Source organism: Labrys sp. (in: a-proteobacteria) (assembly GCF_047605565.1).
Taxonomy (GTDB): domain Bacteria; phylum Pseudomonadota; class Alphaproteobacteria; order Rhizobiales; family Labraceae; genus Labrys; species Labrys neptuniae.
Genome location: NZ_JASGFM010000001.1, coordinates 166,968 through 186,310 on the forward strand (window position 1 = coordinate 166,968; position 19,343 = coordinate 186,310).

Below are 19,343 nucleotides of genomic sequence, written 5' to 3' on the forward strand. Positions count from 1 at the left end.
AATTAGTTGTAATCGTCCACTATATCGAGGGCGGGGTGCTGATGTCCCGCCGGTGATTGGGAAGGACGGTCACGATGCTGGTCTCCGACGCCGAGCCGAAAACCCCGAGCGCCACCATCCTGTCGGTCGACAAGCTCACCGTCAGCCTGCCGCGCAACATGGAACGGCCCTACGCCGTCGAGAACATCTCCTTCGAGCTCAAGGCCGGCGAGATCCTCTGCATCATCGGTGAATCCGGCTCGGGCAAATCCGTCACCGCCAACACGATCATGGGCCTGCTGTCGTCATCGCTGACGGTGACGGGCGGGCGCATCCTGTTCAAGGGCATGGATCTGCTGGCGACCCGGGAAGAGCAGCTGCGCGACCTGCGCGGCCGGGCCGTCTCGATCATTTTCCAGGATCCGCTTTCCGCCCTCAATCCGCTGATGACCATCGGTGACCAGATCGCCGAGGCGATGGAGGCGCATGGCGTGGGCACGCCCGCCACGCGGCAGCAAAAGGTCGTCGAACTGCTCGGCGAGGTCGGGCTGCCCAATCCGGCGACCATCCGCCATCAATATCCCTTCCGCCTTTCGGGCGGCCAGCGCCAGCGCGTGATGATCGCCATTGCCCTGGCCCTCGATCCGGACGTGCTGATCGCCGACGAGCCGACCACGGCGCTCGACGTCACCACCCAGGCCCAGATCCTCGAACTCATCCGCAAGATCCAGCGCCGCAAGGGCATGAGCGTGATGTTCATCACCCATGATTTCGGCGTGGTAGCCGAGATCGCCGACCGGGTCGTGGTGATGGAAAAGGGCCGGCTGGTGGAGCAGGGCACGGCAGCCCAGGTCCTGCGCGAGCCACAGCATCCCTATACCAGGACGCTGATCGCGGCGGTGCCGCGCATGGCGGCCGATGATGCCGCGCCTGCCGCTCTGCCCCCTGTCATCCTCGAGGCGGAGGGGATCCGCAAGACCTATCAGGGGCAGGGGCGTTTCTTCGCCAAGGGCACGCCGGTACGCGCCGTCGACGATGTGAGTTTCTCGATCCGGCAGGGCTGCACGCTGGGGCTCGTGGGGGAATCGGGCTCGGGCAAGTCGTCGCTGGGCCGGGTACTGATGAAGCTGATGGGCAGCGATGGCGGCCGCATCCTGTTCGAGGGGCGGGATATCGCGCCCTTGCGTGAGGACGAGTTCCGGCCGCTGCGCCCGCGCATCCAGATGATCTTCCAGGATCCCTACGCCTCGCTCAATCCCCGCCATACCATCGGCCGCATCCTCACCGTCGGGCCCATCGCGCAGGGCATGGCCGCCGGCAAGGCCAAGGAGAAGGCGGTCGGCCTGCTCGCTCGCGTCGGCCTCGATGCCGGCGCCTATGACCGCTTTCCCCACGAATTCTCCGGCGGCCAGCGCCAGCGCATCGGCATTGCCCGCGCGCTGATGTTCGATCCCGTCCTGCTGATCGCCGACGAGGCGGTCTCTGCGCTCGACGTCTCGATCCAGGCCCAGATCCTGCAATTGCTGGCGCGCATTCAGAAAGAGATGCATCTGGCCATGATCTTCATCACCCATGATCTGCGCGTTGCCAGCCAGATCTGCGACGAGGTCGCGGTGATGTTCAAGGGCCGGATCGTCGAATCCGGGCCGCCGGCGCAGGTCTTTCGTAGACCGCAGAACGACTACACCAAGCGTCTGGTGGCGGCCATTCCGGGCAGCGAGTGGGAGCCGGCCGCATGAAGGTGAAACGGGCCAAACCGCCGACGTTGCCCGCGCATATCGATCTCGATGTGCTCGAGGATACGCTCAGCTTCTACATCCGGGTGATCAGCCTGGCGGTGTCGCGAGACCTCGACGAATGGCTCGATGGCCTCGAAGTGGCCAAGGGCACCGGCAAGGTCACCACGCTGCTGCTGGTCGACAGCCATCCCGGCATCCGCCCCTCGGTGATCGCCCATCTGGTGATGAAGGACCGTTCCGCCATGGGGCGGCTGGTCGACCACATGATCGAGCAGGGGCTGCTCACCCGCAAAATCTCGTCCGACGACAGCCGGGCCCACGAACTTTACATCACGCCGGCCGGCGCCGAGCTGGCCGCCAAGGTGCGTGTATTGGCGACGGAGCAGTCGAAACGCTTCTTCGACTTCATCCCCGAGCATGAGCAGAGACAGGTCATGGACATCCTGAAACGGGCCTATTGCCGTTTCGTGGGCATGCCGCCTCAGAACAGTGCCGACAAGGAAGGACAGGTGGCATGAGCGAGCAGAGGGTAGCCCTGATCTCGGGCGCCAATCGAGGCATCGGCCAGGCGGTGGCGGCCGAGCTCGCCAGCCGGGGATGGCGGCTTTCGCTGGGCATGCGGCGGCCGGAGCAGCCCGCCTGGGCGGATCCGGAACGCGTGCATCTGCAGGCCTATGACGCCGCCGATCCCCAGGCGGAGGCGGACTGGACCGAGGCGACCCTGCGGCGTTTCGGGCGCATCGATGCAATCGTCGCCAATGCCGGCATCATGATCCCCAAGAACGTCATCGAGGCCGAGGACGAGGATCTCGATGCCATGCTGGCCGTGAACGTTAAGGCGCCGCGGCGCCTGGCCAAGGCGGCCTGGCAGGCCTTGTCCGAGAGCGGGAGCGGGCGGGTGATCGTCATCGCCTCGCTGTCGGGCAAGCGGGTCAAATCCTCGCGGGCCGGCCTCTATTCCATCTCGAAATATGCGGCCGTCGCCCTGGCGCACGGCATCCGTCACGAAGGCTTCGAGCGCGGCATCCGCGCCACCGCGATCTGTCCCGGCTTCGTCGCCACCGACATGGCTCTGAGCCTGACCGACCGCTCGGCCGAGAAGATGACCTCGCCGCATGATCTCGCCCGCATCATCGCCATGCTGATCGACCTGCCCAACGAAGCCAGCGTCGCCGAATTCACCATCAACTGCCAGCTCGAAGAGTCCTACTGACATGCCCGGCCCCACTATCATTCCCGTCCAAGGCGACGCGGCGCTGCCCGCCAAGGTCGATGTCGTCGTCATCGGCGGCGGCATCATCGGCACCTCCACGGCGCTCGAACTGGCCGAGCGGGGCCTCAAGGTCGCGCTTTGCGAGAAGGGCGGCATCGGCCAGGAACAGTCGAGCCGCAATTGGGGCTGGGTACGCATCTCGCGGCGCGACCCGCGTGAAGTGCCCCTGATGGCCGAGGCGCTGAGGATCTGGAAGACGCTCGACCAGCGCGTCGAAGGCGACACCGGCTATACCCGTGCCGGCATCATGTTCACCTGTGAGAACGACAAGGAATATGCCGACCACGAGCGCTGGAACCGCAATCTCGACGGCTACCAGCTCGACTCCCGCATGATCTCGGGCACCGAATACAAGCGGATGTTTCCCGGCACCACCATGGACATCAAGGGGGCGCTGTTCACCGCCGAGGACGGCCGCGCCGAGCCGCAGCGCGCCGCTCCCCTGATCGCGGAGGCGGCCCGGCGCAAGGGCGCCGCCATCCTGACCGAATGCGCCGTGCGCGGCGTGGAGACGTCGGGCGGAGCGATCAGCGGCGTCGTCACCGAACGCGGGCCGATCGCCTGCAGTGCCGTCGTCCTGGCCGGAGGAGCCTGGTCGAGCCTGTTCTCCGGCCGCTTCGGCATTCGCCTGCCGCAGTTGAAGGTGAAGAATTCCGTCCTGCGCACCAAGCCGCTGGAAGGCGGGCCGGGACCGGCAATCTGGTCCAACGGCTTTGCCGTGCGCAAGCGCGCGGATGGCGGCTATACCATCGCCTCCGGGCACGAGAACGTCGTCGACATCGTGCCCAACAGCTTCCGCTTCTTCTTCGATTTCCTGCCGGCGCTGCGCAAGGAATGGCGTTCGCTCAATCTGAGGATGGGTGGCCGCTTCTTCGAGGAAGCCCGCGTGCCGAAGCAATGGGCGATGGACGAGGTCAGCCCCTTCGAACGCTGCCGGGTGCTCGATCCCGAGCCGGCGAAGGAATTGACCGATGTCGCCCTGGCCAATCTCACCAAGGCCTTCCCGGTCTTCGCCAAGGCAGAGATTGCGCAGCGCTGGGCCGGCTATATCGACGTCACGCCGGATGCCGTGCCGGTGATCTCGCCGGTCGAAGCCATACCCGGCTTCCACATCGCTACCGGCTTCTCCGGCCACGGCTTCGGCATCGGCCCGGCGGCCGGCAAGTTGATGGCCGATCTCGTCACCGGACGGCCGCCCTTGGTCGACCCGGCCAATTTCCGTTTCTCCCGCTTCTCGGACGGATCGAAGATCGAGCTGATCAGCGGGTTCTAAGCCTGCCGGCCTGGGAGATCTCGGGCCGGCAACCGACTGCAACAACCATAAAAATAAAGCCACTCTCCAGAGGAACTCATCATGTCGAAACAAGAGCGAAACCAGTTTCCCCATCCCAATCGCCGGCAGGCTCTCGGCCTGATGGCAGCGACCGGCGCCTCGGCGCTGCTGATGCCGGCCCTGCTCGGGCGGGAGGGGGCCCTGGCGGCCGGCAAGGACAAGCCGTCCGGCCAGATGGTCATCAGCTTCTCGCAGGAGCCGACGGTCTTCAATCCGCATCTGCTCCATATCGAGGTGGACGAGGGCATCCATTACAGCGTGTTCAATCCGCTGTTCGACGTCGATCCGGACGGCAAGTTCACGCCATCCCTCGCTGTCGAGGTGCCGAGCGTGGAGAATGGCGGCATTTCCGCCGACGGCCTCAATTGGAAGGTCAAGCTGCGCGATGGCGTGAAGTGGCATGACGGCAAGCCCTTCACGGCCGAGGACGTCAAGTTCACGCTGGAACTGATGGTCGACCCGAATTTCCGCAGCTGGCGGCGCACCGGCCACGAGCATGTGCGCGACATCAAGGTAGTGTCGCCCACCGAGATCACCTGGCGCATGGACAAGCCCTTCGCGCCCTATCCCTCGATCCTGGCCTCCACCTTCATCGTGCCCAAGCACATCCTCGGCGAGGCTGCCGATAAGAATACGGCGCCTTTCAACAATGCGCCCGTCGGCACCGGGCCCTTCAAGTGGAGCAAGCGCGTCGCCGGCGACTATATCGAGCTTGCCGCCAACGAGGATTATTTCGGAGAAGGCCCCTATCTGGAGCGCATCGTCTACAAATACATCCCCGACATGACGGTGATGTACACCCAGTTCAAGACCGGGGACGTCGATGTCCTGGGCCTGCAATGGATCACGGCCGACCATTACGAGGAAGCCAAGACGCTCGAGGGCAAGGTCGTGGATGTCGTGCCGAATGCGACCATCGAGTCGGTCGGATTCAATATGGAACGTCCGCAGTTCAAGGACCCGGCCGTCCGCAAGGCGCTCTATCATGCGCTGGATAAGAAGACGATCATCGAGGCGCTCTATTACGGCCTGCCTGCCCCGACCGAATCCTACATGCCGCAGCAGTCCTTCTACTACAATCCGGACCTTCCCAAGCAGGACTACGATCCCGAGAAGGCCAAGAAGGTGCTCGACGAGGCTGGCTGGGTGCCCGGCGCCGACGGAATCCGCGCCAAGGACGGTGTGCGCCTGTCCTTCAGCAATTCGACCACGGCCGGCAACCATCTGCGCGAGCAGGTGCAGCAATTCATGCAGCAATCCTTCAAGGACATCGGCGTGGAGATGACGATCTCCAACCTGCCGCCGGCCGTGATGTGGGGCGACTACTGGATGTTGTCGAAGTTCGACAGCGTTGTCGTCGGCATCAACTTCATCACCGGGCCGGATCCCGATACCTCGGACTATTTCATGTCGACTTCGAGCGGGGCGAAGGGCGGTAACGGCCAGAACACCTGGCAATATGCCAATCCCGAAGTGGACAAACTCCTGAAGGAGGCCGGCAACCTTTTCGTGCCGGAGGAACGCCGCAAGCTCTACTTCAAGATCCAGGAGATCATGCGGACCGACCTGCCCTTCCTGCCGATCTATCAATACGCCACCGTGCGTGGGCGCAAGAAGGGTGTGGAGGGCTTCCTGCCCAACATCAACAACCGCATCGACAGCTGGAACGTCAACACCTGGCGCTGGGCCAAATAGGCCTGCTGCCCCGGGGCAATTGCTTGGATTAGACGAGCTCCGTCCTACCCTCCCTCCTCCGGGGAAGGGGAGTGGGCCGGGGTCTCAACCCGAAGCGATTGCATTGGCCCGCCACCCTGCTGACAGCCGGCCCATAAGGCCGGCCGAGTGGAGACGATCCCATGCTGCGCTATCTCGCTGGCCGGTTGTGGCAGAGCCTCATCCTGCTGCTGCTGGTCTCGGTCATCGGTTTTGCTGTGCTCAATCTGGCGCCCGGCGGCCCGCTTTCGCAATACACGCTCACGCCGGGCATGACCAAGGAGGCGCTCGATCGCATCGCCGAGCAGATGGGCCTGAACCGCCCGCTGCCGATCCAGTATCTCGACTGGTTCTGGCGTCTGGTGCAGGGCGATTGGGGCCGGTCCTATCGCGACGGCCAGCCGGTGCTCGCCATCATCGGCGGGCATCTCTTCGCCACGCTGCTGCTGATGGGCTTTTCAACCCTGATTTCCATCGTCATCGGCACCTGGATCGGTGTGATGGGAGCGACGCGTCGCTATTCGCTGTTCGATACGCTGGCGACGGTGGGGGCGATGATCGCGCTCTCCATTCCCACCTTCTGGTTCGGCCTGGTGGGGATCTACCTCTTCTCGCTGAAGCTGAAATGGCTGCCGGCGGGCAACATGTTCACGGTGGGCGACGGCAGCTTCGCCGACTATGCCATCCATCTCATCATGCCCAGCATCGTGCTGGCGCTGGTGAATGTGGCGGTCTGGAGCCGCTACATGCGCACGGCCACGCTCGACGTGATCAACCAGGATTTCGTGCGCACGGCCAAGGCCAAGGGGCTGAAGCCGCGCCGCGTGCTGGTCAAGCACGTGATCGGCAATGCCCTGCTGCCGATGATCACCCTGGCCGGCCTGCAGATACCCACCATCCTGAGCGGAGCGCTGGTGACGGAAACCGTCTTCACCTGGCCGGGCATGGGCCGGCTGTTCCTCGATAGCCTGGGCTACAGCGACTATCCGGTGATCATGGGGCTTTTGATGTTCTCGGCGATCCTGGTGCTCATCGGCAATCTGATCGCCGACCTGCTGGTCGCCTTCGTCGATCCCCGCATCCGGCTCGGTTAGGGAGAAAAGCAATGGCCTCAGCAACTCTTTCCCCCGCATCGCCTTCGCCGAAGCCGCGCTGGTGGCGCAGTCGCACGGTACGGCGCTTCTGCCGGCATCGGCTCGCCATGGTCGGCCTGGCAATGATCATCCTCCTGACGCTTGCCTGCATCCTCGGCCCGCGCCTGCTGCCCTATGACGAGCTCTTCATCGATCTGAGGGCCCGCTTCGCGCCGCCCTTCACCGGCTACCACATCTTCGGCACCGATCCGCTCGGCCGCGACCTCGCCGCCCGCCTGTTCATGGCGGGGCGCATCTCGCTGCTCGTGGGCTTCTTCGCCATGTTGCTCAGCACGGCGCTCGGCACGGTGATCGGCGTCACCGCCGGCTATTATGGCGGCTGGGCCGGCTCAGCCCTGATGCGCTTCGTCGACGCCTTCCTGTCCTTCCCCAGCATCTTCCTCCTCCTGACGCTGGCGGCCTTCATCAAGCCGAGCCCGCTGATGATCACGGTGATCATCGCCGTCACCAGCTGGATGGAGGTGGCGCGCATCGTGGAGGCGGAAGTGCGCTCGCTGCGCGAGCGCGATTTCGTGCTGGCGGCGCGCATGGTGGGGCTGTCGAACAGCTGGATCATGTTCCGCGAATTGCTGCCCAACGTCATCGGGCCGATCATCGTGGCGGCGACGCTGACGGTGGCCCGCGCCATCCTGCTGGAGGCCTATGTGAGCTTCCTGGGCTATGGCATCCAGCCGCCGCTGCCGAGCTGGGGCAACATGCTCAACGGGGCCCAGCAATATCTCGCCAATGCCCCCTGGCTCGCCATCGTGCCGGGCGTGGCGATCACGCTCGCCGTCACCAGCTTCAACTTCATCGGCGATGGGCTGCGCGATGCCCTCGACGCCCGAAGCGACCTGAACTGAGAGGGCCTGGCCATGTCGAAATTCTCGCCCTTCGACGCGACGCTCTGGTATGCGACGGCCGCTCCCACCCCGCACACCGTGCCCCTGGCCGGGCGCGTGCAGGCCGATGTCTGCATCGTCGGTGCCGGCTATACCGGCCTCACCACCGCGCTTGAACTGGTGCGCAAGGGCGTCAACGTGGTGCTGCTGGAGGCCGAGCAGGCCGGTTTCGGCGGCTCCGGCCGCAATGCCGGCCATTGTACGCCGACCTTCACCCATTTCAGCCTGCCCGAATTGCGCAGGCTGCTCGGCGAACCCTGGGCCGAAAGGCTGATCGCCCGGCAGACCCAGGCCAATGCCCGCGTCAGCGCCATGATCGAGCGCTACCAGATCCAGTGCGAATGGCAGCAGAACGGCTATGTTCAGGCGGCGGCCCGCCCGGGTGCCATCGATGCCATCAAGCGCAAGGTCGAGGAATACAACGCCGTCGGCGCCCGCACCCGCTTCGTCGACAAGGCGGAGGTGGAGGCGATCACCGGCAGCCCGCGCTTCCATGGCGGCTGGTTCCACAGCGAGGCGGGCCATCTCAATCCGCTCGGCTATGCGCGCGGCCTGGCGCGGGCCGTGCAGCAGGAAGGCGGGATACTGCATACGGGCTCGAAGGTGACCAATGTCACGCGCGAAGGCCTGCGCTGGGTGGCCCATACCGCTGATGGCAGCGTGGTGGCCGACAAGGTGATCTTCGCCACCGGCGCCTATACGATGGAGGGCTGGCCCAAGCTCGACCAGAGCTTCAAGATCATGCGCGTCTTCGTGGCGGCGACGCAACCGCTCAGCGAGGAGGAGCGCCGCTCCGTCCTGCCCGAGAACACCACCATGCATGACGGCCGCGGTGACATCTATGTCTACAAATACAATGCCGAGGGCCGCATCGTCGCCTCGATGTTCCCGATGGGGCGGCGCGGGCGCGACCTTGCCTATACGCACCAGGTCATGAGCGATCGCCTGAAATGGCTGCATCCGCAGATCAGGCAGGAGATCCGCTGGGAGTATTTCTGGTTCGGCGAACTCGACATGCAGGCCAGGACCATTCCCCGTCTCTACGGCCTGGCGCCCGGCATCGTCGCCCTTACCGGCCTGTCGGGGCGCGGCGTGCCCACCGGCAGCATGCTCGGCGGCATCCTCTCGGAATGGGCGCTCGACGTGCCGGAGCAGGAGCTCTCGCTCAAGGTCGAGCCGCTGCACGAGGCGCCTTTCTATATGAGCTTCGGCCCCCAGCTCACGCTGCGCTACTACCGGGCGCGCGATTGGCTGAAGACCCGCATGGACGGCGCGCCCCTGCCGCCGCACGCCTGACGCGGGAAACTCCCCGATTTTCCACTGCAGAGAGCTGAAGGGCGCGACCGCTGGATCGCGCCTGCTGTCCGCTCGGGAAGAGAGGAGACTTCGATCACGGGCCGTAACGTGATCACAATTCGCGGATTTTTCTGGATATATGTTGACAGTATAACCTTCAATCTGCTGATTGTGATCACAATAGCGTGGGCCATCGTTCGGCGATGAACGGTGCCACAATCCATTCAGCGGAGGTTCCTCGTGTCCAGCACGCCGATCGACAATGCAGCCATCGAGGCGCGGGTGAAGGCCCTGCTGCCGGCGGAACGGCAGCTTTATGCCGAGCGTCGTCCCAAGGCGCGGGCCATGGCGGAGCGCAAGGGCAAGGGCCTCTTCGACAATGTGCCGATGCACTGGATGCTCGATTGGCCGATGCCCTTCCCGATGGTGATCGAGCAGGCGAGCGGCGTGCATCTCACCGACATCGACGGCAATGGGGTGGTCGATCTCTGCCTCGGCGATACCGGCGCCATGTTCGGCCACGGGCCCGAGCCGATCCTGGAAGTGCTGCGCAATGCCGGCCATCGCGGCCTGACGACGATGCTGCCATCCGCCGATGCCGAGATCGTCGGCGAACTGCTGGCTGCGCGCTTCGGCCTGCCGCATTGGCAGATCGGCGCCACGGCGAGCGACGCCAACCGTTTCGCCATCCGTGTGGCGCGGGCCGTGACCGGGCGGCGCAAGATCCTGGTGTTCGACGGCTGCTATCACGGCGCCGTCGATGACACGCTGGTCGATCTCGTCAATGGCCGTACTTTCTCGCGGGCGAGCCTGCTCGGTCAGGTGGTCGATCTCGGCGAGACCACCATTGCCATTCCCTTCAACGATGAGGAAGCGCTGCGCGGCGCCTTGGCGTCCGGTGAAGTCGCCTGCGTGCTGGCCGAACCGGTGATGACCAATTGCGGCATGATCCTGCCTGCGCCGGGTTTCCACGACACGCTGCGGCGGCTGACGCGCGAACATGGCACGCTATTGCTGATCGACGAGACCCATACGATTTCCACCGGCCTCGGCGGCTACACCATGCTGCACGGCCTGGAGCCGGACCTGATGGTGATGGGCAAGCCCATCGGCGGCGGCGTGCCGGTAAGCGTGTGGGGCATGAGCGCCGAGGTGGCCGAGGGGCTCGACCGGGCGCGGCGAGCGCGCGACAGCCATGGCCATTCCGGCATCGGCACCACTTTGTCCGGCAGTGCGCTGCAACTCGCCTGCCTGAGGGCGAGCCTGGAAAAGGTGATGACCTCAGGGACCTATGCCACCATGGCCGCGCGAACCGACATCATCGAGGCAGGCCTTATCAAGGCCATCGGGGCGCAGGGCCTGCCCTGGCATGTCACCCGCGTCGGCGCCCGGCTGGAAGTGGTGTTCAGCTCCGAGCCGGTGCGCAACGCGGCGGAAGCCCGTGAAGCCGCCTCCTCGGTCATCGAGGAGGGATTGCACCTGTCCCTGCTCAATCGCGGCTTCCTGCTCACCCCCTTCCACAACATGATCCTGGTCAGTCCGGCCTTGGCCGAGGCGCAAGCCCAGGAGCTGGTTGCCGCCTATGGCGAGATCCTCGCCCGCTTCTGCCAGGCCGGGGAGGCGGCGTAATGGCCGGCGCCCTGACGACGCGGCCGGCCCAGGCCGCTGATATTGCCGAAGCCGAGGCCTTCCTGGCCGATCATCCCGAGATCGGCGCCTTTGATCTCGTCCTTGTCGACATCAACGGTATTGCCCGCGGCAAGATCATCAGGCGGGAGGAACTCCTGCCGCTGTTCCGCGGTGGCCGGCATCTGCCCGGCTCCATTCTCAGCCTCGACGTCACGGGCGAGGATGTCGAGGAAACCGGCCTGGTCTGGTCGGATGGCGATGCCGACCGGCGCGCCTGGCCGATCGCCGGCTCCCTGGTGCCGCTGCCCTGGACATCGCCGCCGCGCGGCGAGGTGCGCCTGTCGCTGTTCGAGCTCGACGGCTCGCCGATGGCGGCCGATCCCCGCCATGCCCTGGCAGCCCAGCAGGCTTTGCTCCAGGCCGAGGACAGGCAGCCTGTCGCCGCCTTCGAGCTCGAATTCTACCTGCTCGATCGCGAGGCGACGGCAGATGGCCGCCCGCAGCCGCTCCGCCTGCCGCTGACCGGCGAAAGGCTCGGCGGCATCCATGTCTACAGCGTCGATGAGCTCGATCGCCTCGAGCCCTTCGTCGATGCCGTCTATCGCGCCGCCGAGGCGCAAGCCCTGCCGGTACAGACGCTGATCTCCGAATATGCGCCAGGCCAGTTCGAACTGACATTGCGCCATCGCGAGGATGCGCTGCGCGCCGCCGACGACCTGATCATGCTGAAGCGGCTGCTGCGTGCGCTCGCCGTCCGCCACGGCATGAAGGCCTGCTTCATGGCCAAGCCCTTTGCCGGCCGCGCCGGCTCGGGCATGCACGCCCATGCCAGCCTGGCAGGCCGGGACGGCGCCAATCTCTTCGCCGACCGCGACGGCGAACTCGCGCCGGCCCTGCGCCATGCCATTGCCGGCCTGCTGGAGACCATGACGGAGAGCATGCTGGTCTTTGCGCCCCATCTCAATTCATGGCGGCGCTTCGCGGCGCAGAGCTATGCGCCGACGGCGCCGAGCTGGGGCGTCAACAACCGGGCCGTCGCCGTGCGCGTTCCCGCCGGTTCGCCGGAGGGCCGGCATCTGGAGCAGCGCGCCGCCGGGGTCGATGCCAACCCCTATCTGGTTGGCGCCGTCGTGCTGGCGGGCATCCGCAGGGGCCTTGCCGCGCAACGCGATCCGGGGCCGGCAGCCACTGCCTATGCGAGCGCGGCCGATGATGCCCTGCCGGCCGATTGGCGCAGCGCCATCGAGGCGGCGGCCGGCTCGGCCTTCCTGAAGGAGGCCCTGGGCGAGCGCCTCCACCATGTGCTGCTGGCGCTCAAGCGGGCGGAATATCGGCGTTTTGCCGCCGATATCACCGCCTTGGAGCTGCAGCTTTACGGGGAGGTCGTCTGAGATGACCAGGCGGACCATTCTGATTGCCGGCGGCGCCGGTGGCATGGGGCTGGCGACGGCCCTGCGCTTTGCCCAGGACGGCGCGCGCGTGGTCCTGGCGGATCTTCCGGGCGCGCGTCTCGAAGAGGCCCGGGCCAAGGTGGCGGATGCGGGTGTCGAGGTGCTCGCTTTGCCGCTCGACATCCGCTCCGCCCAGGCCTGCCGCGAGGTGGTGGCGAGGGCGGCCGAGGCCGGTGGTCTCGACGTGCTCGTCAATGCGGCGGGCGTCTGGCTGGAGGGGCCCGCCACCTCGGTCAACGAGGAGGACTGGGACCGTGTGCTCGACGTCAACCTCAAGGGCGCGTTCTTCCTGATCTCGGCCGCCATTCCTCATCTCACGGCGTCGCGGGGCGTGATCGTCAACATCGCCTCCGATGCCGGGCTGGTCGGTAACAAGGGCGCGGCCGTTTATTGCGCCTCCAAGGGCGGGCTGGTGCTGCTCAGCAAGGCCCTGGCGCTGGAACTCGCGCCGCAGGGCATTCGCGTCAACGCCATCTGCCCCGGCGACGTCGCCACGCCGATGATCGAGTATCAGGCCGTGACCTATGGCGACGGCGATCCCGACGCCTATAAGCGACGGCTGCTCGGCAACTATCCGCAGGGCGAGAGTGCCCGTTTCATCAAGGCCGAGGAGATCGCCGGATTCATCCACTATCTCTGCCAGCCCGGCGCCGCCCCGATCACCGGCGCGGCCCTCTCCATCGATTTCGGCATCACCGCAGGCTATTGAATCCGGGCTTATGGCATGAAGACCTTCTACACCGCCGACCACCATCTCCATCACAGCGGCATGGAGCTTTCCTTCGGCAAGATCGTCGAGACATTCGAAAAGCCGGAACGCGCCGAGATCATCCTGGCACGGGTCAAGGACGTGGGCCTCGGGCCGATACTGACCCCGCAGGATTATGAGCTCGCACCGATCAAGCGCGTCCACACGCCTGATTATGTCGATTTCCTCAAGGGCGTGTATGAGGAATGGCAGGCCGCCGGCCGCGATGGCGAGGTCTGGCCCTATAGCTGGCGCCATCGTTCCATGCCGCCGATCGATAAGGCGCCCCGCGGCCTCGATGCCCGTCTTTCCTACTATTCCTTCGACATGGCCGGTTCGATCACCGCCACCACCTGGCAGGCGGCCAAGCGCGCCGCCGACACCGCGCTCGCCGGCGCCGATGCCGTGCTCGGCGGCGAGCGCACGGCCTTCTCGCTATGCCGCCCGCCCGGCCATCATGCGGGCCGTGATTTCTTCGGTGGCTATTGCTACCTCAACAATGCCGCCATCGCCGTGCAGCGTTTTCGTGATGCCGGCCGCTCGCGCGTCGCGGTGCTCGATGTCGACTATCATCACGGCAACGGTACGCAGGAGATCTTCTACGATCGGGCCGACGTGCTGGTCGCTTCCATGCATGGCGATCCCGATTTCGAATTTCCTTTCCATCTCGGCTATGCCCGCGAACGCGGCGAGGGAGCTGGCGAGGGCTTCAACCTCAACTATCCCCTGCCTTCAGGCACGCAATGGCCGGAATGGTCCGCCGCCTTCGAGGATGCCTGCCGCAGGATTGAGGCCTTCGATGCGCAGGCCCTGGTGGTCTCGCTCGGGGTCGATACCTACAAGGACGACCCGATTTCCCAGTTCAAGCTCGATACCCCGCATTTCAGCGAGATCGGAGCACGGATCGCGGCGCTGGGCCTGCCGACCCTGTTCGTGATGGAAGGCGGCTACGCCATCGGCGCGCTCGGGGTCAATGCCGTCAATGTCCTGACCGGCTTCGAACAGGCGGGAGGGTGAGATGGCTTCGGGATCTTTCGTCCGCTCGCGCTCCGTGTTGGTAACGGGCGCCGGGGCTCCCGACGGCATTGGTTTCGCCATTGCCAAGGCCTTCGGGCGTGCCGGCCTGTCGGTGGCGATCACGGCCTCGACCGACCGGATCTATCGCCGCGCGGCGGAACTGGAGGCCGAGGACATCGAAGCCTGGGCAGTAGTTGCCGATCTCACGCGGCCCGACGAGGTGCGCCGATTGCGGACGGCGGCCGGCGATGTCGACATCCTCGTCAACAATGCCGGCATGGGCAGCGTGCTGAAGCCGGCGGTGCAGAAGCGCTTCGTCGATCTCGACGAGGCCGAATGGAATCGCGGCATCGACGTCAGCCTGAACACCGCCTTTCTGGTGACGCGGGCCTTCCTGCCCGCCATGATCGCGAGGCGCCACGGACGCATCGTCAATGTCGCCTCGGTCACCGGCCCCTATGTCTCCAATCCCGGCGAAGCCGCCTATTCGACGGCCAAGGCGGGCATGGTCGGGCTGACCCACGCCCTCGCTTTGGAGGTGGCCGGGGATGGCGTCACCGTCAATGCGGTGGCGCCGGGCTGGATCGAGACGGGCTCCTCAACCGAGGAGGAGCGCATCGCTGCCCGCGCTACGCCGCCGGGCCGCGCAGGAACCCCTGACGAGGTCGCCGCTGCGGTGGCTTTCCTGGCCTCCGACGGCGCAAGCTACGTTAACGGCTCCGTGCTGGTGGTGGACGGCGGCAACATCCTGCAGGAGCGCAAGGGCTGACACTCCAATCCCCTTCGAATGAAAACTGCAACTGTGGTGTTAGTTCGCGCCCAGGCCGAGCGTATGCCGCAGCAGGTACATGCCATCGAGAATGTCGGCCTCGATGGCGGTGCGCAGTGAATCCGCATCGTTCCGGCGAATCGCCTCGATCGCCATCTTGTGCTTGTCGATGATCTCGGCGCCTTCGACCACATCATAGATGGTGCGCATGAAGGGGCCGAACTGCACCCACACGCTTTCGAGCAACGGCACCAGCACGTCCGAATTGCCGGCGCGGTAGAGCTCGAAGTGGAAGTTGTAATTGGCGAGCATGTAGACGTCGGCGTTGCCGGTCTTGTAGTTTCGGTTCATCGTCTCGTCATGGGCGATCATGCGCTCCAGCCTGTCGCTATCGACAAAAGGCAAAGCGCGCCGGGCGCAAAGCGGTTCGAGGGCGAGCCGTGCGCTCATCAGTTCCTCGAAACGGGCCACGGTCAGATGCGGCACGCAGACCCGCCTGTTCTGCTGGACCTCCAGGGCGTTCTCGGCGGCCAGGCGGCGGATCGCCTCGCGGCAAGGCATCACGCCCACGCCCAGCATGTCGCTGATGCCGCGCAGGCTCATGCTTTTGCCGGGATGGAAATTGCCGATGATCAGCTGTTCGCGCAGCGTCCTGTAGACCTGCTGATGCAGCGGGTTGGGCGTGGTGTCGGCCGGTTCGACGGCGGCGAGACTGTCGGTGCTCATCGCCGACTGTGATCACATTGGCGACCCGAGGGCAAGCACCGAAGCAGGACGGGGCGTCCTGCTATGCTCCGGCTTCGACCAGCACTGCTGCCGGATTGCGGATCAGGCCGAAACCCGGGGTGTCGGGAACGTCGAGGCGTCCGTTTCGAGGCACCGGTTCATTGGTGAAGAGGGGGCCGAAAACCGGCAGGACGTCCTGGCCGTCGGCGCTGTTGGCAACATATTCGCAATAGGGCGAATGGGGCTGCGACATCACGAAGTGATAGCTGAAGGGGCCGCTGCCATGCGGTACCACGGGAATGTCATAGGCGCTGGCATGGGCGGAGATCCGCAGCAATTCGGTCAGGCCGCCGACCCACATCACGTCGGGCTGCAGGATGTCGATATGGCGCCCCTCGATCAGCTTGCGGAAGCCGTAGCGCGAATATTCATGCTCGCCCGTCGTCCATTTTGTTGCCGGCAAAGCTCTCTTGAGCAGCGCATAGCCGTCGACATCATCGGGATGCAGCACCTCTTCCCACCAATAGATGTCGAGGTCCCTGCAGGCGGTGGCGAGCTCGATCGCATAGGGCACGTCGAGTGCCATGTAGCAATCCACCATCAGCGGATAATCGGGGCCGACGGCTTGCCGATGCGCAGCCAGGAAGGCCACATTGGCGCGCAGGCCATCGATACCGTCGGCCGGGCCATGGGGCAGGGGCACCTTGCCGCCCCAGAAGCCGAGCCGGCGGGCCGCTTCGGGCCGCGGGCCGGTGCAATAGAAGCGGATCTCATCCTTGGTGCGCCCGCCGATCAGCTTGTAGACCGGTTCCTCCCGCAGCTTGCCGATGAGATCCCACAGCGCCAGGTCCACCACCGAGATGGTTGCCAGTGGCAGACCCTTGCGGCCGTAATACATCGATGCCCGGAACATCTGGTCCCAGAGGCGATTGAGGTCGCGCGGGTCGGCGCCGTCGAGGAAGCGGCGGAAATGGTGCTGGATCAGCCAGCAGGCAGGCTCGCCGCCAAAGCCCGTGGCGAGGCCGACATGGCCGCTTTCGGTCTCGATCTCCACCACGATCGAGCCCATGACGTTGACGCCCCAACTGGTGCGCGAAGCCTTGTAGTCGGCATAGCCGGACATCGGATTGGCGATCAGCGTGTCGATCAGCCAATGGCCCTGCTTCTGGCTGAAATAATCGCCGCCGCCTTCGCTGCGGACCAGATAGGTCCTGACCTGCTTGATGCGGGGAGATGCCATGCCTCGTCCTTCCTGCGTTGGGTTGCGCAGAATAGTGACGCAAGAAATTTGTCAGTCAAGTTTACAAATTCCTGAAAGCTCACTCTCTTGTTGTCTGACAAATAATCCGATATCACCCGATTGCCCCGGAAAACACGGCGGCGCCGGCAGCACGGCCGGCATTCGGAAGGCAGGGAAGGACCGGCATGACCACGATCATTCGCTATGAGGGCCGCGGCGCCATCATCACCGGCGGAGCCTCCGGCATCGGCCTCAAGACGGCCGAGCGCATCGTGGCCGAGGGCGGTTCGGTCTCGATCTGGGACGTGGATGCCGCCCGCATCGAGACGGTGCGCCAGGCGCTGGGCCCGAAGGCCCATGGCATCGCCATCGACATCACCGACCCTATCGCCGTCGAGAAGGCGGCCCAGACTGCGGAAAGCCAGCTCGGCCGCATCGACGTGCTGGTCTGTTCCGCCGGCGTGGCGGGCAAGAACGAACTGCTGGTCAATTATCCGATCGAGGAGTGGAAGCGGGTCTACGACATCAACGTCAACGGCCTGTTCTACTGCAACCGCTTCGTTGCGCCGCTGATGCAGAAGCATGGCTATGGCCGCATCGTGAACGTCGCCTCCATCGCCGGCAAGGAAGGCAATCCCACGGCGTCGGCCTATTCCTCCTCCAAGGCGGCGGTGATCGGGCTCACCAAGTCGCTGGGCAAGGAATTGTCGAAGGAAGGCATCACCGTCAACGCCATTACGCCGGCAACGGTCGATACGCCGATCCTCCAGCAGGTCAGCCAGGCCCATATCGACTACATGCTGTCGAAGATCCCGATGGGGCGCTTCGGCACCGTGGAGGAACTGGCCGCCATCATCACCTGGCTCGCCAGCGAGGAATGCTCCTTCACCACCGGTGCCGTGTTCGACATTTCGGGCGGCCGGGCCACCTACTGATCGTGCATCAGCAACGGCGGGCCATCAGCGCCCGCACCAGCACCACGGCGAGCGCCGCCAGCCCGATGGCGGCGGCTGCGACGATGACGGTGAGGCTCGTCGTCACATAGCAGGGCGCGGAATTGGCGGGGTTCTGCTGGCAGGGCAGCCGGCTGTCGATCAACCGTGCCAGGTAATGTCCCTGCGTCTCAAGAAAGACCAGTATGGCGCAGCCGAGGGCCAGCAGCGCAAGGAAAGCGGTACTCGGACGCATGAAACGATCCTTCGGGAAGCAGTACCGGTTTCTCGCATCGATTGAGCAGTCCGGCAGTTTCGCGGGTCACAGCCAGCGGCGATTTGACAGCCACGGTTCCGGCCAAATCGGCTAAACAGGGGCGGATCGAGTCGCAGCCGACGGAGGAATATCGGACATGAAGGTCGTATTCAGCGAAACCCAGAGGCGCCACGATCCGACCTTCTTCCTGTCGAGCGGCACGCAGAGGCCCAATCCGGAAGTGCCGCGCCGCTGTGACATCCTGTTGCAGGCAGCCCTTGGCGCCGGCCTGACGCAGGTCGCGCCCGACGATGCCGGCCTGGTGCCCGTCGCCGCGGTGCACAAGCCCGACTACATCCACTTCCTCCGCCATATTCATGCGCGCTGGTGCGAGATCGATGGGGCCTCTGCCGAGGTGATCCCCAACATCCATCCCGATCGTCGCAACGGGGCTTATCCAGCCTCCGCCGTCGGACAGGCGGGTTATCATATGGCCGATACGGCCTGCCCGATCTCGGCCGGGACCTATGAGGCGGCCTTGGCCAGCGCCCATACGGCCTATCATGCCGCCGGCCTGGTGCTCGGCGGCGAACGCGCCGCCTATGCGCTCTGCCGTCCGCCGGGCCATCACGCCTTCGCCGATCTGGCCGGGGGCTTCTGCTTCTTCAACAACAGTGGCATCGCCGCCCAGGCCCTGCGCAGCCGCCACGACCGCGTCGCCATTCTCGATGTCGACCTGCACCATGGCAACGGCACCCAGGGCATGTTCTATGGCCGCCCCGACATCTTCACCGTTTCCGTTCATGCCGACCCCATCCGTTTCTATCCCTTTTTCTGGGGCCATGCGGACGAGCGCGGCGAAGGCGAGGGGCTCGGCTACAACCTCAACCTGCCCCTGCCGCGCAAGACGGGGGACGAAGGCTTCCTCGCAGCCCTCGACATCGCCCTGGACCGCATTGCCGCCTTCGCGCCGGGCGCGCTGGTGGTGGCACTCGGCCTCGACGCTTTCGAGGGCGACCCCTTCCAGGAATTGACGGTGACCACCAAGGGGTTCGCTCGCATTGCCGCCCGTATCGCCAGCCTCGGGTTGCCGATGGCGATCGTGCAGGAGGGTGGCTATGTCTGCGATGCGCTCGGCGACAATCTCGCCAGCTTCCTCGGCGGGCTGTGAGGTATTTTTCCAACCCCTATGGCTGACGACATCAAA

At 65.3% G+C, this 19,343-nt stretch carries 18 protein-coding genes; 15 read left to right on the forward strand and 3 right to left on the reverse strand.

Going from position 1 to position 19,343, the window contains the following annotated elements; all coding sequences use genetic code 11:
- The first annotated feature begins 74 nt into the window (after positions 1-74).
- The 13 genes from QM672_RS00805 (at position 75) to QM672_RS00865 (ending at position 14,982) form a co-directional block, all read left to right on the forward strand.
- A complete protein-coding gene (locus tag QM672_RS00805) occupies positions 75-1,718 on the forward strand; it encodes an ABC transporter ATP-binding protein (RefSeq protein ID WP_415080353.1) in 1,644 nt (547 codons plus the stop codon).
- Positions 1,715-2,236 carry a MarR family winged helix-turn-helix transcriptional regulator gene (locus QM672_RS00810; protein ID WP_149253889.1) on the forward strand — a complete coding sequence of 174 codons (522 nt, stop codon included), beginning with the start codon at positions 1,715-1,717 and terminating at the stop codon, positions 2,234-2,236. The genes QM672_RS00805 and QM672_RS00810 overlap by 4 nt, the downstream gene beginning before the upstream one ends.
- Entirely contained in the window at positions 2,233-2,931 is a 699-nt protein-coding gene (locus tag QM672_RS00815) for an SDR family NAD(P)-dependent oxidoreductase (RefSeq protein ID WP_367625189.1), read from the forward strand. The genes QM672_RS00810 and QM672_RS00815 overlap by 4 nt, the downstream gene beginning before the upstream one ends.
- A 1-nt stretch (position 2,932) precedes the next feature.
- Positions 2,933-4,264, forward strand: coding sequence for an NAD(P)/FAD-dependent oxidoreductase (locus QM672_RS00820; protein ID WP_415080354.1), 1,332 nt, complete (start codon positions 2,933-2,935; stop codon positions 4,262-4,264).
- A gap of 81 nt (positions 4,265-4,345) precedes the next feature.
- On the forward strand, positions 4,346-6,019 hold the full coding sequence (locus QM672_RS00825; protein ID WP_415080355.1) for a peptide ABC transporter substrate-binding protein: 1,674 nt from the start codon (positions 4,346-4,348) through the stop codon (positions 6,017-6,019).
- Between the two features lie 161 nt (positions 6,020-6,180).
- Positions 6,181-7,131: an ABC transporter permease gene (locus QM672_RS00830; RefSeq protein WP_415080356.1), complete on the forward strand. Its 951-nt coding sequence runs from the start codon at positions 6,181-6,183 to the stop codon at positions 7,129-7,131.
- An 11-nt stretch (positions 7,132-7,142) separates the two neighbouring features.
- Positions 7,143-8,033, forward strand: a complete 891-nt coding sequence (locus QM672_RS00835) for an ABC transporter permease (protein WP_311942810.1) — start codon at positions 7,143-7,145, stop codon at positions 8,031-8,033.
- Positions 8,034-8,045: 12 nt separating this feature from the next.
- Positions 8,046-9,368 (forward strand): NAD(P)/FAD-dependent oxidoreductase, encoded by a 1,323-nt coding sequence (locus QM672_RS00840; RefSeq protein ID WP_415080357.1) that lies wholly within the window; start codon positions 8,046-8,048, stop codon positions 9,366-9,368.
- 240 nt (positions 9,369-9,608) lie between these two features.
- Complete coding sequence (locus tag QM672_RS00845) at positions 9,609-10,997, forward strand: aspartate aminotransferase family protein (RefSeq protein ID WP_415080358.1); 1,389 nt, start codon at positions 9,609-9,611, stop codon at positions 10,995-10,997.
- The gene (locus tag QM672_RS00850; protein WP_415080359.1) at positions 10,997-12,388 is read left to right on the forward strand and encodes a glutamine synthetase family protein; all 1,392 of its coding nucleotides are present in this window, start codon (positions 10,997-10,999) and stop codon (positions 12,386-12,388) included. The genes QM672_RS00845 and QM672_RS00850 overlap by 1 nt, the downstream gene beginning before the upstream one ends.
- Position 12,389: 1 nt before the next feature.
- Positions 12,390-13,157, forward strand: coding sequence for an SDR family NAD(P)-dependent oxidoreductase (locus QM672_RS00855; RefSeq protein WP_415080360.1), 768 nt, complete (start codon positions 12,390-12,392; stop codon positions 13,155-13,157).
- Between the two features lie 15 nt (positions 13,158-13,172).
- Complete coding sequence (locus QM672_RS00860) at positions 13,173-14,213, forward strand: histone deacetylase family protein (RefSeq protein ID WP_415080361.1); 1,041 nt, start codon at positions 13,173-13,175, stop codon at positions 14,211-14,213.
- Position 14,214: 1 nt separating this feature from the next.
- Entirely contained in the window at positions 14,215-14,982 is a 768-nt protein-coding gene (locus QM672_RS00865) for an SDR family NAD(P)-dependent oxidoreductase (RefSeq protein ID WP_415080362.1), read from the forward strand.
- A gap of 39 nt (positions 14,983-15,021) precedes the next feature.
- Here the strand turns inward: QM672_RS00865 and QM672_RS00870 are convergent, their stop codons facing one another.
- Both QM672_RS00870 and rhmD read right to left on the reverse strand, forming a co-directional pair.
- Positions 15,022-15,708: a GntR family transcriptional regulator gene (locus tag QM672_RS00870; protein WP_311942790.1), complete on the reverse strand. Its 687-nt coding sequence runs from the start codon at positions 15,706-15,708 to the stop codon at positions 15,022-15,024.
- A gap of 61 nt (positions 15,709-15,769) precedes the next feature.
- Positions 15,770-16,948 (reverse strand): L-rhamnonate dehydratase, encoded by a 1,179-nt coding sequence (gene rhmD, locus QM672_RS00875; RefSeq protein ID WP_415080363.1) that lies wholly within the window; start codon positions 16,946-16,948, stop codon positions 15,770-15,772.
- A 185-nt stretch (positions 16,949-17,133) separates the two neighbouring features.
- On the opposite strand from rhmD, the gene QM672_RS00880 reads away from it, so the two are divergent.
- Positions 17,134-17,883, forward strand: coding sequence for an SDR family NAD(P)-dependent oxidoreductase (locus QM672_RS00880; RefSeq protein WP_149253902.1), 750 nt, complete (start codon positions 17,134-17,136; stop codon positions 17,881-17,883).
- Between the two features lie 7 nt (positions 17,884-17,890).
- On the opposite strand, the gene QM672_RS00885 is transcribed toward QM672_RS00880, so the two are convergent.
- Positions 17,891-18,136, reverse strand: a complete 246-nt coding sequence (locus QM672_RS00885; RefSeq protein ID WP_367625180.1) for a hypothetical protein — start codon at positions 18,134-18,136, stop codon at positions 17,891-17,893.
- 157 nt (positions 18,137-18,293) lie between these two features.
- Here QM672_RS00885 and QM672_RS00890 point away from each other — a divergent pair, with 157 nt between their 5' ends.
- The gene (locus QM672_RS00890) at positions 18,294-19,307 is read left to right on the forward strand and encodes a histone deacetylase family protein (protein ID WP_415080364.1); all 1,014 of its coding nucleotides are present in this window, start codon (positions 18,294-18,296) and stop codon (positions 19,305-19,307) included.
- Positions 19,308-19,343: the final 36 nt, after the last annotated feature.